Raw genomic sequence first — 15,043 nt, 5'->3', positions numbered from 1 at the left:
TGAAAATATAATGCGAATGTGTTTAATAAAATCAGTCCAGTTTCAATTTAGCCAGTGCATCGGCCATAGCTGAGTTGATCTCTTCATTGTCCTGATTGGCGATATATTTTTTCGCATCCCTTTTGGAGACACCCTTCTTTTCCTGGGATTTTCTCTTGTTGAACGAGGACAGCTTTTCACGATATCCGCAACTGCAAATAAATGTTTGTGCCTCACCAATTCCCGTTATGGTCATTCTTTTTTTGCATTGGGGGCATCTGGCGTTTGATATTTTACGAGTTCTGATCCTTTTTCCACAGTCAATATTTGAACACTTCAGCAACTCGCCGTTTCGATCTTTTTCTTTAAGCATGTAACTGCCGCATTCAGGACATTTGTCGCCGGTTTTGTTGGTGTGTATATATTTGCTTTCGTCATTCTTTATTTCATTTATTATTGACTTGCTGTATTCTATCGTTTCATTTGCAAAGGTCTTTTCATTCATTAAGCCATTTTTAATTTTTTCCAGTTTGTATTCCCATTTGGCCGTCAAATCAGGCGACTTTAGTTCATTTGGAACCAAATTCAAAAGTTGCCTGCCTTTTTCTGTGGTATGCAAATAAGAATCCTTCTTTTCAACATAAAATTTTGAAAACAATTTTTCAATTATATCTGCTCTCGTTGCTACTGTGCCAAGACCACCGGTTTCATCCAATAATCTGGCAAGTTCTTTGTTTCTGGCTGACATATATTTGGTGGGATTTTCCATTGCCGATAGCAAAGTTCCTTCCGTAAAAAGTTTGGGTGGTTTAGTGAAATCTTTAATGGATTTTATTGATGTTACTTTTATAATGTCCCCGGATTTTAAATCCTTTGGCATGCTTTCATTTTTTTCATGTTCGTCATAATCGTAAACCGATTTCCAGCCTTTTGTCGTGCAGACAGAATCATTCAATAGAAATCTTTCCCCTTGGATCTCAGCCTCCACAGAAAATTGCCTGTAAGTATAATGTGGCATCAAGGCTGCCAAAAATCTTCTGACTACCATATCGAAGATTTTCATTTCCGAATCAGACAGGTCGTAGTATCCTGATTTCTCCTCGGTAGGTATCAATGCATGATGATCGGTCACTTTGTTGTCATTAAAAATTTTGTTTTTGGAAAAATCGCTTACTAATTTCAATTGTTTCACGTATCTTGAATAGCTGCCAAAATCAATAGCGGACAATCTTTCTTTGATGGTCGCTGCAATATCTTTTGATAAATACTTTGAATCAGTACGTGGGTACGTTAATAATTTGTGATTTTCGTACAATCTTTGAACAAGTGACAAAGTCTCCTTTGCAGAATAACCAAAACGCTTGTTAGCCTCCCTTTGTAATTCAGTTAAATCAAATAGCAGTGGAGAAGGGATCGATTTATCTTTGATTTCCATGTTTATGATTTCAACTTTTTCTGATTTCTCAGTTTTATTTAAAATTTTATCGACAGTTATTTTTTCGTATATCCTGTGATTTGAATTGTTTTTGTCAACCCACTTAAAGTTTCCGATGGATGTGGACATTATTACTTCCCAATACTCTTTAGGCTTGAAATTTTCAATTTCTTCTTCTCTTGTTTTAATTAAGTTCAGGGTGGGAGTTTGTACTCTTCCACAAGACAACTGAGCGTTATACTTTGTCGTTAGTGCTCTGGTTGCATTGATACCCACTATCCAATCTGCCTTAGCCCTTGCAAGGGCGGATAAATATAAATTATCATATTGGTGACCGGGTTTCAGGTTTTTGAATCCGTCTGCAATGGCTTTATCGGTTACAGAAGATATCCAAAGGCGTTCTATGGGTTTTGTGGATCCCGCCTCCTCAAGGATCCACCTGGCGACCAATTCACCTTCGCGACCTGCATCGGTGGCAATTATTACGTTCTTCACGTCTTTTCTTCCTATAAGTCTTTTAATGGTGGAAAATTGTTTCCCTGTTTTTTTTATCACACTGGTTTTCATTGACTTAGGGATGATCGGAAGATCATCGAGTTTCCATGCAGCATATTTTTTATCATAATACTCAGGTGATGCCAACTCTACCAAATGACCCATGGCCCAGGTAACGATATAATCAGAACTCTCAAAGTAACCATTTTCCTTTTTACCGCATTTCAATACTCTGGCTATGTCTCTTCCTACGGAAGGTTTTTCTGCTATAACTAATTTTTTGCTCATTTCGTTTCCTTTCTAAAAAAAATATATTCAACTACAATGATACAGTATTTTCCCGTTCAAATCCATAAAAGACCCAGACAAGCACTTGATTTGGTTGTTTAAACCTGTAAAAATTGAAATTAAAAATGATAAAGTCGCACTTGTATGCTATCATAATACTTGAAGGACAAAATTTAAGATTCTAAAACATGGTGCGGTTATAATATAGCGAACCATCGAGATGGAGGATAATAAATGAAAATTTCAAATGAACTTTATATGTTGAAAATGCATGTTGTACTTTCTGGAAAAGATCAATTTTTGTATCCTTCTGTCATAAAAGATGAAAATTCACTGGTTTTGATCGATACAGGTGTTGGCGGAGAAAATCATCTTGCAGATTTGACTCGGTTGTTTGATTCAGAAGGATTGCCTTTTAGCAAATTGGATACAATTATTCTAACTCATCAGGATTTTGACCATATTGGAGGACTTCATTCAATACTTGAAGCCTTTGAAAGCAGTGTAGAAGTGTATTTTCACGAAGACGAGAGAGGCTACATCGTAGGCGACAAAGAATTGATCAAAGGCGGTGGAAAGAAAATGCCATCTTTGGTTCAGTTGCTTCTCAAAAAGATGGGGAAGGAAAAACCAAGGACAGTAGAAGAAGAATTTGACATAAAAGTGATAAGAATTCTTAAAGATGGAGATTTGCTTCCTTTTGGAGGAGGTTTAAGGGTAATTCACACTCCAGGTCACACACCGGGAAATATCTGCCTGTACCATGAAAAAAGCAAAACCCTCATAGCGGGTGACACCTTAAACATTTTTGACGGTGAACTTTCCGGACCAAATCCGATCTTTACGCCCGATATGAATTTAGCCATGCTTTCACTGGAGAAACTTCTAGACTATGACATAGAAAATGTCATTTGCTATCACGGCGGGTTTTACGATAAAGCTCCTCATAAAAGACTTTTAAAGATAATTGATGATTTTAGAAGTACAAACGATTAAATGCGGTAGACTAGTCTACCGCATTTGTTATTATATTGCCCAGTTTCCATTTTTAAAAATAATTGTTGTATTGCCGTCTTCATCAATTCCCGTTATGGTCATATCCTTGTCTCCGACCATGAAGTCGACGTGCGTAAGGGAATCATTTACACCTCTGGCTTCGAGTTCTTCATCGGTCATATTTTCACCATTTTTGATGGAAGTGGGGTATGCCTTTCCAATTGCAAAATGACATGATGCATTCTCGTCAAACAAGGTATTCTTAAATAACAAGCCCGTATTGGAAATGGGTGAATCATAGGGAACAAGTGCAACTTCTCCAAGATATCTTGCTCCTTCATCGATTTCAAGCAAATTGTAGAGAACATCCTTGCCAGTGGCGGCATCGAAATCTATTATCTTGCCGTCTTTGAACACAAATGAAAATTCGTCTATCATATTTCCACTGTAGAAGAGGGGTTTGGTTCCAAATACTACTCCGTTGACTCCATTTTTTTCAGGAAGTGTAAAAACTTCTTCTGTAGGAATATTGGCAATGAAAAATCTGTTTTTACTATTGTGATCTCCACCTCCTGACCATATATGTCCCTTAGGTAAAGAAACTTCCAAGTCTGTGCCCTTACCGGTCTTGTAAACCAATTTTCTAAAAGATTTGGAGTTTAGAAAATCAACCTTGTGGGATAAATTTTCGATATGTGAATCCCAGGCAAATTCAGGGTCATCCAAATCGGTTCTTGTTGCTTTGAAGATTGCCGTCCATAACTCGGTTATAGCCTTTTCATCTTCCAAATCAGAGAACAGGCTTTTAGCCCAGTCTTTTCCTGCGGCAGCTATTACACACCAGGTATTGATGTTGTTCATTGTGTATTTTCTAAAATTCTTCATAACTGTAGAAGAAGATTTGTTGTTGGCCGCTATTTTTTTTGTATCCGCATCCTTTAGAAGTTCGGGATCACTTGAGACTATCGATAAAAAAGCTGCTCCGTCCTTGGCATATGTTTCCATGGCGTCTGCATACCATTTTGGAAAATTTTCAAAAACTTCCATAGGGGAGTACTTGTATTTCATTTTAGTCAATTCACCATCATTCCAATTGACATGAACTTCTTTTGCACCTATTTCATAGGCTGATTTTGCAAGGATCCTGACGAAATCAGCATTTTCTATTGAAGAAGTTATAACCAGCGGTTGGCCGCACTCAAGATTCAAGCCTTTTTTTATGGTTAAATCGGCATATTTCTTCTTTGCAGTTTCTAAATTCAGCATATTTTCACCTCTTTATTTTTTAAATGGATCGATTGTTCAGCTCCACTCATTTTCCCGTAACATTTATATTATATACTTTTTATCAGATAAAACAATAATTGCACTTAATTTTAGCAAAATATTCCAAATCATAAAACTATTGAATATATTTCATTGCTAAAAAATCTTTTGTATTGTAAAATCATAAGGTGATTTTATAAAGTTGCCATTAATCTGAAGGGAGTAAACTTATGGTTTACAGTATCGGATATCTTGAAAATCAGTATTTGGAAGAAATGTTTTCACTGGTCAAGGCAGGAATTATGGACATTCTTGAAGTTTTTTTAGAAGCTGAAAACGAACTAAAATCAATTCCGTATTTCTCAAGGTCGAAACTAACAAAAGATATGGAAAAAATTCTGGGATCTAATATCCATGAGATTTCAAATCAATTTTTTGAATTGAAGATTTTAATAGAGAAAATAGAAGCAAATCTCAAGTCTAGAAAATTCATAGAAATGGAACAAAATCTTCAAACGTATATTTACAGCTATATGCCAACCATTGAAAAATCACTGGCACTTTCCGAATATTATAAAAATATTCCTGCTAAAATGGAGAAATACCTTATAAAAAAGGGAAGTCTTGAAGCGACTAAAGAAACTTACGAGAAAAGAGTGGAAAAGTTCAGTGTCCTCTATCAAAATTTAATTGGTCTGTATAAAACCATTTCATTGGAAGATATTTACATATAATAAATTATTTTAGCCGAATATTCACATGAAATGTTTATTGAACCTGCTCCTGGGTAAAATATAAGTAACAAAGAACTGGATCGAAAAAGGGTAGTCCAAAATTTGATAAGAGCCTTTCAAATCGCTTCCTCCAGATTTGAGGTCGCGAATAAAGGAAAATTACTGATTGATAGAAGATGGCAGGCCCCAAAGATTACAGACTTTGATAAAATACATTAGCCGGCCGAAAGGAATGAAGGAATGACTAATGAATTGAAGGCTTGAGGACTAAGAAGGTCAGAAATGATTGGATTGGTCCTCAAGTCATTTTTTGAAAGAAACAAGATATCTTTTAAATCTCCTTTTGATTTTCAATCTCTATCGAGTAGCAGAAGCTCTTTCAGTGTCTGATGTTTAAATACGACTTGACTTACACTTTTCAAGACAAGAAATATAACAGGACCCATGATTATTCCTATTCCACCAAATGCCTTGATACCTATATACATGGATCCAAGAGTAAGTACTGGATGAACTCCGATTTGAGTCCCGACTATTTTGGGCTCTATGATTTGTCTTATAAGCATGACAACTCCATAAATAACCAGTAACGATATTCCCCTTGTAAAATCTTCATTCAAAAATGAAAAAATAGCCCAGGGAATGAGAAAACCACCGGTGCCAACCACAGGCAGTATATCAGCTACTGCAATAATGGCAGCGAGAGCGAGACCATACTTGACATCAAGGATGGTAAATCCAATTATCAATTCTGTAAAGGTGACGGACATTATGATCAAATACGCCTTCATCAATTTAAGAACAGAATTTTGGATGTTGATTTTTACTGCATTGAACTTTCCTATAAGAAAGACTGGTATCTGAATGTTGATAAATCTTCTAATTCTTATTATGTCGCTTGATAAAAAATATGTCGAAATTATCATCATGAAGGTGAAAATTATAGCGGCAGGTATTGAAATTGCTATATCAAGTATTGAATTCACGGCTTGGTTTATCAACTCTCCACCATATCCCAACAAACTTTCGAATACTTCAGACATGAAATTCGCCAATTCTTCAGGTAATTCTATAAATATGCTGTTTCCACTGTCCAACAGAGAAGTTATGATTGCATAGGCTTCATTTATCAGGTTGGGAACCGTCTCCAGAAAATCTCTGGCTTGCGAGTATACTCTGGATATTATAAAAACCAAAAGAAAAAGGATCAAAGCCAGAAGAACAAAAACCACTATCAGGGAAGCGAGCTTTCTTGGTATTTTTTTATTTACCAAAAGTTTCACCAATGGTTCTATAGCAAATGTCAACAATATGGCAAATACAAAAGGGGCAATATAAGGAAATATTTTAAAAAAAAGCCATGTAAAAAGGATAATGCCGGCTACGCTTATCAAAAATTTCTTAACTTTGCTTTTGTCAAAAATTGCCTCCACCAGAAATCACTCCCTTGATCGAATCTTCACTTTTATATTATCACATATTTGCTCTAAAGTTTACAAAACCTTAGTTTGCACGTGCTAAAAAAAATGGTTATAATTAACGTTAGGCTACCATAAGGAGCGAGGAGGTACTATTTTGTTTGAAATTCTGGCATCATTCTTAAAATATGTTTTTATAATAATCATATATTACTTCATATACGGTATTATCAGGCTTATCTATCTGGACATTTCAACTACCACTCATACGGGGAGAAGTCTAAGTTCTAAAGATCCATATCTGAAACTTATCAATCGAAGAGAAAGTTTGAATTTCAAGGTTGAAGAGAGTTATTTTTTAGATAGTACTAAAACCATAGGAAGATCAAACAAAAATCAAATAATTATAAAGGATCCGTTTCTGTCGTCTGAACATGCTGAATTTGTATTTAAAAATAATTATTGGTATGTTTTTGACCTGGGCAGCAAAAACGGTGTTTATGTAAACAACCTTAAAGTAGAAGATATCGGACAGAGTTTAAACGACGGAGATACGATTCATTTAGGACAGCTCGATTTTATTTTCGTAGATCAATTCGACAGGAGTGACCGGTGATGAATGGGTCGAACTCGATTTTTAAACCTGTAAGAATGGTGCTGCTTTTTAACTTTCTGGCCTTCATACTTATGTATTTTTACGGATCTGAAAATAGTTTAAACGTGTTGCTGCTTGGTTTGGCAGTTATTTTTACTATAGGCATCTTGTATCATATTATCAAAGTATATGATTGGGGAGATGAATATCTATTTTTGATTGCATCCATGTTGTGTAGCATAGGGATCCTAATGATATATCGCCTGGATCCGGATTACGGAATTCGGCAGATAAAATGGTTTGGCCTAGGTACGGCTGTCTTTTTTCTGACATTTATATTTTTGGGAAAAACAAAATTTTGGTCTTCAAAACCTATGATATATGCTTACCCACTGATATCAATTTTTTTGTTTTCTGTAACGCTGATTTTCGGACAGAGGATCGGCGGTGCAAAAAACTGGATAGAAATATTTGGAATCAATGTCCAGCCCTGGGAAATAATCAAGTTGTTATATGTTTTTTATGCGGGTTTATTCTTTAGCAACAGGGAACTCATATATTTACCAACTGTAAATCTTAAAGGTAAAGCTATTAAAATCAACAGTATCTTTCTGTTTTCATTGATATCTTATGTACATTTGGGTTTTTTGGTATTGCAAAGGGAGTGGGGAGGAGCAGTTCTTTTATTTTTGATCTTTTTTTCCTTTTTATATGCATTTGACAATCACCGGTCATTTTTATTTGTAAATGGTGTTTTTGCGCTTGTTGGAGGTTTTGTCGGCTATTTGCTGTTGGATCATATCCAAGTTAGGATTTGGACATGGATCGATCCTTGGTCCGATATGGCCGGGAAAGGTTATCAAATCACCCAGTCACTGTTTGCAATAGGGGCTGGAGGGTTCTTTGGAACGGGAATAGGACTGGGAAATCCTGAAATAATACCTGAAGTCCATACTGATTTTATTTTTTCTGCAATTTGCGAAGAAATGGGAATTTTTGGCGGAGTAGCTGTGGTATTATTGTACTTTTTACTTGTGTACAGAGGTATAAAGATTTCTTTGCGAATCGACAATATCTTTTACAAAGCAGCCTCTTTTGGCATAACTGCAATTTTTGGATTTCAGACATTTATAATTATAGGTGGCGTAATAAAGCTGGTCCCATTGACTGGGATAACTCTACCTTTCATAAGTTATGGCGGCAGTTCCCTCATATCGACGTTTTTGGCATTGGGAGCCCTTCAAGCTGTTTCAATGAAAAATTCCTTTAGTGCCTCAAAGGTGGTGGAAGCTGATGAGTGAAAATAAAAAAATGTTGAAGATATTTGTATTCATTTCCATACTTTTTATTACAGTGATATGTTATCTTTCGTATTTTGAAATATTTTTAAAGGAAGAAGTAGTCAATAATTCCTATAATAAACGAATGTGGATCACAAGCAGCGATCGCTTGAGAGGATCCATAATGGATAGAAACGGCGAGGTTTTGGCTTATAGCACTTTTAACAACGATTCGTCACAGACCAGGATCTACCCATATGATGAATTGTATTGTCATGTTATCGGTTATAATTCAAATATTTACGGCAATTCTTTTTTGGAATCAAAGTTTCAGAAAGAACTTACCGGAGATATGGCAACAAATAAACTGTTGGATATAAAAAACTTGATCTTGGGCAACGAAATACGTGGAAATGACCTTGTACTGACTATAAATCACGATCTGCAAACTAAAGCGTTAGAATTATTGGAAGAAAATTCTGGTGCAATAGTTGCGCTTGATCCTAATACAGGTGAAATATTATCCATGGTTAGCAACCCAGGGTTTGATCCTCATAGTGATTATATTGAATCCAATTGGAGTAGCATATCAACTGATGATAATTCTAATTTAATGTCTCGCGCCATACAAGGAACTTATCCACCAGGGTCGATTTTTAAGATTATAACATCCACCGCAGCCATCGAAAGCGGCCTTGATGAATATATTGCAGATGATCAGGGATCTGTGACCATAGATGGCAAAATTTACAGCAATGCTGGTAATGAAAAGTACGGCATAATCGACCTTGGTAAAGCTTTTTCAGTATCCAGCAATGTATATTTTGCTTCATTGGCGATCGAGCTGGGTTCGGAAAATTTATTGCAGTGCGCACTGGATTATGGATTTAACAAACCTATTGATTTTGATTTAAATGTCAAGAAAAGTGAATTTTCAACAAAGGCATTTACTGATACAGATCTGGCTTCAACAGGCATTGGACAGGGAATAACAATGGTTACTCCTTTACACATGGCTTTGGTTGCATCAGCTGTAGCTAATGATGGTATCGTGATGGAGCCTTACCTGGTGTCTGCTGTAATGGCATCGGACGGAACTCAGATTACCAAGAAATCTAGGGAAAAACTATTCGATGTTATTGATAAAAATAGCGCAGACATACTCAAAAAAATGATGATAGATACTGTTGAAACAGGAACGGGAAAAAAAGCGGCCATTACCGGAATTACAGTAGCCGGCAAAACCGGAACGGCTCAAAATGAGAAATCTGACTCTGAAGGTAAAGATCATGCCTGGTTTGTCGGATTTGCTCCTGCCGACGATCCTCAGATCGCTGTTGCGGTATTTTTGGAATACAGTGGTTCCAGCGGCGGAAATGCAGCTGCGCCAATTGCTGGAGATCTTATGGAATTCTATTTGAAATGATATGTTTTTTGTTTTACCTGTGGTATAATTTATGATGTTTGCTATTTGATTAGAGGAGAATATTTATATGAATAAAATGAGTTATGTATTTAAAACTTCAGGTGTGTGTGCAAGAGAGATAGAAATAGAACTTGAGGGGAATTATATTTCCAGTGTTGAATTTATCGGAGGCTGTGCTGGGAATGCACTTGGTATTTCCAGTCTGCTTGTAGGCATGGAAATCGGTGAAGTTATTGAAAGGTTGTCGGGCATAAGTTGCGGCAACAAGATATCGTCATGCCCCGACCAACTTGCCAAAGCTTTGGAAGAAATAATCAATCACTGTTATTTAAAAGCAGAAGCCTGATCGATAGGTGATAATAATTTAAGAAGCGATATCAAGGACCCTTGGTATCGCTTCTTAAATTATAAATACTAAGAAAACATAGAAATTAGTTTTATCGACATGCAGCGGGGTAAGATAACTATTGAACGATTAAAAGGAGGTCCAATAATGAATTTATACTTTTTGGGAAAAACTCTGGGATATCTGATAGTATTTTTCTACACTATGGCATTGCTGAATTACGTATTTAAGTGGATAAATCGAAGATTTAGTGAGTCCATGAAAAAAAGCAAAGGATTCTACAAAAACTTCAGCGGCGCGATGCGCTTTTTCGTCAAAAATCACCGTATTTTCGGGGCTTTGGCAATTGTTTTTGTAGTGGCTCATTTTTTTGTTCAATATTTTAATTTATGGTTCAGCAATACTGGTGCTATCGCAGCAGGTCTAATGGTTTTGCAGGGAATATTAGGTGGGTACGGTTACATGCATAAAAGTGCCGGTAAAGGATGGCTTTATGCTCATAGATCCATAGCACTGATATTGATACTGGCAATTGGCAATCATATTTTATAAAGACATCATTCTTCTTCTCTCAACTTTATCATTTTTGCCGCACGGCGCCTTTGATCGTCACTTATCTCTGCATAGTGTTTTTTTGTAGTATTGACGTCTTTATGTCCAAGCACATCTGCCACCAGATATATATCACCACTTTCTCTATAAAGGTTTGTTCCAAAAGTACTTCTTAATTTGTGTGGGGATATGTTTTTCAAAGGTGCGATTATTTTCGTATATTTTTTGATCAACTTCTGAACTGCGCTTACTCCCATTCTTTTTCTCTGCAAAGAGAGAAACATTGCATCCTCATGATCGGGCAGGGGAGTTATGCTTTTTCTAACTTCCAGATAATTCAGCAAAACCTTTGCTACTTCATCACTGAAATACAGAACTACTTTATTGCCGCCCTTTCTGGTAATAACAAAACTATTGTTGTTAAAATCAAAATGGTTTACATCAAGTCCAACAAATTCGCTGACACGAATACCGGTTCCAAGCAGCAATGTGATCATCGCAAGATCACGCTCTTTGGTTATACTATGGTACTTTTTCTGAGATTCAGTCATCTCTTCAGGATTCTCAACTAAATCCAAGAGTTTTGCAACTTCGTCAACTTCAAGCCTTACAATTGGTTTTTCACGTATTTTTGGTATATCCACCAATAGGGCAGGGTTTCTTTTTATCATTTCTTTTTTATAAAAATATTTATAGAAAGTTCTTAGAGTAGAAAGTTTTCTGGCTTTTCCTGTATTTGAATTTGTATAAGTAATAAACTCGTCTGGATTCTTGTAATTTGGAAGGGAATAAAATGATAAATATTCCAGATACTTTTCAATTGTAACAGGCGAGAGTTCATCTAAATCCTTGAGAGTCAGATCTTTGACAGATTTGTTGTCCGAAATCGTAAAAGATTCTTCAACAAGGTAATGAAAGAAACTTCGAAGATCAAAAGCATAAGCTATTCTGGTTCGAATTGAAGTCGTAGGCTCTAAACCCCTAAAGAACGTTTCACAAAACGTTGGCATTTGATTTACCAATTCTCGTAACTTTATAGTAAGTCTCATATTTTCTTCTTTTATATATTGATCCTTTTTTTCGGCCATGAGAATCTTCCTTTCATCAACAATTGTAAGCAATGGGGAATTAATAAACACAATGCCATTATAACACAATTAAATGCTACTTTAAACAAATTTTAACTATCTGTTAAACACAAGTTTATCGTATAGTTGGCAAAGAAAGGCAGTAAATTAGTGTGAAATCCCTACAATTCATCGTTTAAGGATTGCATATGTGATTTACCACATTGTGTAGCCATGATGAGAACTTTAGTACCATATGCCATATGCCATATACCATTTAGGATGAAAACTTTCGAAGAATGTTCGAAAACTATTCTTTACCATCTATTATTGATACCATATGTCGTTTTGGTTGAGAACTTCTTGCTTTCAGCTTTCTGCTTATTTTATACTTTAACTCTCAAATATCACAGGTAATCTATATAGACCTTCTCAAAAAAAAACGCTTAAATCGCAAATTTGAGCTTCATTTTTTTGACGTTTTTGCACTAATCTTGCTTAAGTCTAGAAAATCTGATTTTGCTGCTAAATCAGATTTATTGATGGAGATTTTTTTTAAGGAATAATACTTTTGGTTTCCAGCATAATTTTTAAGTTCAGCTTCTGAAAATTTCCCGGTAGAAATCATTTTGATTATTGCAGTATTTCTTAAGGAGTCAGATGTAAGTTTGTAGTTTGTGTTTAAATTTACGTTTAACTTCTTAATTAAATCCTGAATAGTTCGTATGCTAATTGAATTATTCTTTTGGCTGGTAAACAAGAATTCGGAATCAATATTTTTTCTTTCATTTTCTAAATAATCATCTAACGCTGATATAGCTTTATCACCTAGTTTTATCGTGCTTTCATTTCCTGTTAAGTATAGACCGTCATAATCATGAATTTTCAAATTGATTATATCTCGGGCTCTGAGTGCACATTCACTTATCAAAATCAATAAAGCCAGGTCTCTCCTTCTATTTCTTGTTTGTATCCTGTTTAACAACTCATCAATTTCGGCAAAGTTGATCCAGCTGGGATCGTATTTCCCCACATTGAAGCGTTTAATTTTTTCTTGAATATTTGAATCATTTAACATGTCGATCTTCTTTAGATAAAAGAAAAAGGAATCCAGTGAAGTCAATTTTCGATTTATTGTTGAATCAGATTTTTTTTCCGAATATTTTAGATAATTGACATACGAATATATGTCTGGCATCCTTAACTTATTAAAGTATTTAGAAATATCCATACCGTCAGATTCAAAATTAAAACTGGTACGTTTATTAATAAAAGTCATGAATCCGTTGATATCATAATAATAGGAATTTATAGTCTTGCCATCCAATTCTTTTACTTCAATTAAAAATTTTTTATAGTTTATTAAAATTTCTGCCATATTCATTATACTCACCTTCACCGATTTATTGTATGAGCTGATAGAAAATAGTATGCTTCTAAATCAAAATGCCTTTATAATTGCGCATAATGTTAAATATGCGCAATTATAAATAGATTATAACAAATACTATTTATTTTTGCACTAATTTTTGACAGTAAGAAAAGAAAAGTTATTGACTTAAGTAATTATTACCCTTATAATAATACTTGTCGTTAACTTAGGGGTATAGCTCAGTTGGTAGAGCAGTGGTCTCCAAAACCACGTGCCGAGGGTTCAAGTCCTTCTACCCCTGCCAATTAATAAAAATAAAAACAGGTGATGTTCACCTGTTTTTTTACGTTGAAATTGATTTGTCAAACGTTGACTTCACCTTTTTCGCCTAAAATATCTCTATTTTCTTCCAAAATCGGTTTGACACAGTTCTGATAAAACTCTTCAACCTGTTGTGGCGCTCTACCTATGTAAAGTTTGGCATCCAGGATAGAACTCAAGTCAGAATCAGTAAGATTAAAGTCAGGATCATTTTTAATTCGCTCTATCAAATCATTGTCTTTGCCTTCAACTTTAACCATTTTTCCCGCTTCCATTGAATGGACCCTGATTTTTTCATGCAAGTCTTGTCTGTCTCCTCCATTTTTAACACCTTGCATAATGATATTTTCCGTAGCCATAAATGGCAACTCTTTTTCGATCCTCTGTTGAATAACCTTTTCGTAAACTACCATTCCCTCCGTAACATTAAGACAAATGTTCAATATGGAGTCTACTGCTAAGAAAGATTCCGGTATGGCTATTCTTTTATTTGCAGAATCATCTAAAGTTCTCTCAAACCACTGAGTCGAAGCAGTAATTGCAGGATTTAAGGCTGTGACTATTACATATCTAGCCAATGCACCTATCCTCTCCGCACGCATCGGATTTCGCTTGTATGCCATTGCTGAAGATCCGATTTGATTCTTTTCAAAAGGTTCTTCAATTTCTTTAAGATGCTGCAATAATCTCATATCATTGCTAAATTTGTACAAAGTTTGAGAAATACTGCTTAAAACGTTGCATACTCTTGAATCAAATTTTCTTGGATACGTTTGTCCTGTAACTGCAAAACTTGAGTCAAAACCCAATTCCTGGGCTATAAAAGCGTCCAATTTAACTACTTTGTCATGGTCACCCTCAAACAATTCTAAAAAGCTGGCCTGAGTCCCTGTAGTACCTTTTACTCCTCGTAGCTTAACATTCTTGATAACAAAATCCAATTCATCCAAATCCATCAACAAATCCTGAATCCAAAGCGTGGCCCTTTTTCCAACAGTCGTCAATTGTGCAGGCTGAAAGTGGGTAAATCCAAGTGTAGGCATATCTTTATATTCAAGTGCAAATTTTGAAAGCTTGTCGATGCAGTTTATCAGTTTCTTCCTTACAGCTTTCAAACCTTGAGTATAAACTATAACATCGGTGTTGTCGCCTACATAGGCACTGGTAGCGCCCAGATGTATTATTCCTTTGGCCTTTGGACACTGTTCTCCATAAGTGTGAACATGAGCCATAACATCATGACGAAGTTTCTTCTCGAAAGATTTCGCCATTTCGTAGTCAATATTATCTGCGTTATCTTCCAACTCCTTGATTTGTTCGTCTGTTATGTTGAGACCTAAAGCTTTTTCCCCTTTTGCCAAGGCTATCCATAGTTTTCTCCAGGTTCCAAATTTATTGTCATGAGAAAAGATAAAACTCATTTCTTTTGAAGCGTATCTTTCAATTAATGGATTTACATATTCGTTTGTTATC

Annotated in this window: 13 protein-coding genes and 1 tRNA gene; 8 read left to right on the top strand and 6 right to left on the bottom strand. The window is 35.5% G+C overall.

Features of this window, described 5'->3' with window-relative positions; all coding sequences use genetic code 11:
• Window positions 1–31 precede the first annotated feature (31 nt).
• Window positions 32–2,197, bottom strand: a complete 2,166-nt coding sequence (locus IWB18_RS01170) for a DNA topoisomerase III (protein WP_195681755.1) — start codon at window positions 2,195–2,197, stop codon at window positions 32–34.
• Window positions 2,198–2,431: 234 nt separating this feature from the next.
• On the opposite strand from IWB18_RS01170, the gene IWB18_RS01165 reads away from it, so the two are divergent.
• Complete coding sequence (locus IWB18_RS01165; protein ID WP_195681754.1) at window positions 2,432–3,193, top strand: MBL fold metallo-hydrolase; 762 nt, start codon at window positions 2,432–2,434, stop codon at window positions 3,191–3,193.
• A 30-nt stretch (window positions 3,194–3,223) separates the two neighbouring features.
• Here the strand turns inward: IWB18_RS01165 and IWB18_RS01160 are convergent, their stop codons facing one another.
• On the bottom strand, window positions 3,224–4,459 hold the full coding sequence (locus IWB18_RS01160; protein ID WP_195681753.1) for an aminopeptidase: 1,236 nt from the start codon (window positions 4,457–4,459) through the stop codon (window positions 3,224–3,226).
• Between the two features lie 230 nt (window positions 4,460–4,689).
• On the opposite strand from IWB18_RS01160, the gene IWB18_RS01155 reads away from it, so the two are divergent.
• Entirely contained in the window at window positions 4,690–5,193 is a 504-nt protein-coding gene (locus IWB18_RS01155) for a hypothetical protein (RefSeq protein WP_195681752.1), read from the top strand.
• A 350-nt stretch (window positions 5,194–5,543) separates the two neighbouring features.
• Here the strand turns inward: IWB18_RS01155 and ytvI are convergent, their stop codons facing one another.
• The gene (gene ytvI / locus IWB18_RS01150) at window positions 5,544–6,626 is read right to left on the bottom strand and encodes a sporulation integral membrane protein YtvI (RefSeq protein ID WP_195681751.1); all 1,083 of its coding nucleotides are present in this window, start codon (window positions 6,624–6,626) and stop codon (window positions 5,544–5,546) included.
• A gap of 142 nt (window positions 6,627–6,768) precedes the next feature.
• Here ytvI and IWB18_RS01145 point away from each other — a divergent pair, with 142 nt between their 5' ends.
• The 5 genes from IWB18_RS01145 to IWB18_RS01125 all read left to right on the top strand — a co-directional run bounded on the left by IWB18_RS01145 (window position 6,769) and on the right by IWB18_RS01125 (window position 10,810).
• Window positions 6,769–7,227 carry an FHA domain-containing protein gene (locus tag IWB18_RS01145; protein WP_195681750.1) on the top strand — a complete coding sequence of 153 codons (459 nt, stop codon included), beginning with the start codon at window positions 6,769–6,771 and terminating at the stop codon, window positions 7,225–7,227.
• Window positions 7,227–8,507, top strand: a complete 1,281-nt coding sequence (locus IWB18_RS01140) for an FtsW/RodA/SpoVE family cell cycle protein (RefSeq protein ID WP_207740715.1) — start codon at window positions 7,227–7,229, stop codon at window positions 8,505–8,507. The genes IWB18_RS01145 and IWB18_RS01140 overlap by 1 nt, the downstream gene beginning before the upstream one ends.
• On the top strand, window positions 8,500–9,912 hold the full coding sequence (locus IWB18_RS01135; RefSeq protein ID WP_195681749.1) for a peptidoglycan D,D-transpeptidase FtsI family protein: 1,413 nt from the start codon (window positions 8,500–8,502) through the stop codon (window positions 9,910–9,912). The genes IWB18_RS01140 and IWB18_RS01135 overlap by 8 nt, the downstream gene beginning before the upstream one ends.
• 76 nt (window positions 9,913–9,988) lie before the next feature.
• Complete coding sequence (locus tag IWB18_RS01130; protein WP_195681927.1) at window positions 9,989–10,258, top strand: TIGR03905 family TSCPD domain-containing protein; 270 nt, start codon at window positions 9,989–9,991, stop codon at window positions 10,256–10,258.
• 147 nt (window positions 10,259–10,405) lie between these two features.
• On the top strand, window positions 10,406–10,810 hold the full coding sequence (locus IWB18_RS01125; RefSeq protein ID WP_195681748.1) for a hypothetical protein: 405 nt from the start codon (window positions 10,406–10,408) through the stop codon (window positions 10,808–10,810).
• Between the two features lie 5 nt (window positions 10,811–10,815).
• On the opposite strand, the gene IWB18_RS01120 is transcribed toward IWB18_RS01125, so the two are convergent.
• Together IWB18_RS01120 and IWB18_RS01115 are read right to left on the bottom strand one after the other, a co-directional pair.
• A complete protein-coding gene (locus tag IWB18_RS01120; protein ID WP_195681747.1) occupies window positions 10,816–11,898 on the bottom strand; it encodes a tyrosine-type recombinase/integrase in 1,083 nt (360 codons plus the stop codon).
• 445 nt (window positions 11,899–12,343) lie between these two features.
• A complete protein-coding gene (locus IWB18_RS01115; protein WP_195681746.1) occupies window positions 12,344–13,261 on the bottom strand; it encodes a tyrosine-type recombinase/integrase in 918 nt (305 codons plus the stop codon).
• Between the two features lie 216 nt (window positions 13,262–13,477).
• Between IWB18_RS01115 and IWB18_RS01110 the strand changes: the two genes are divergently transcribed.
• Window positions 13,478–13,553, top strand: a tRNA-Trp gene (locus tag IWB18_RS01110).
• A gap of 58 nt (window positions 13,554–13,611) precedes the next feature.
• On the opposite strand, the gene purB is transcribed toward IWB18_RS01110, so the two are convergent.
• Complete coding sequence (purB, locus tag IWB18_RS01105) at window positions 13,612–15,042, bottom strand: adenylosuccinate lyase (protein ID WP_195681926.1); 1,431 nt, start codon at window positions 15,040–15,042, stop codon at window positions 13,612–13,614.
• Window position 15,043: the final 1 nt, after the last annotated feature.

Source organism: Alkalibacter mobilis, from assembly GCF_015594845.1.
Taxonomy (GTDB): domain Bacteria; phylum Bacillota; class Clostridia; order Eubacteriales; family Alkalibacteraceae; genus Alkalibacter; species Alkalibacter mobilis.
The sequence above is the reverse complement of the archived record's forward strand: the minus strand, read 5'-3'. Positions and strand labels throughout refer to the sequence as shown.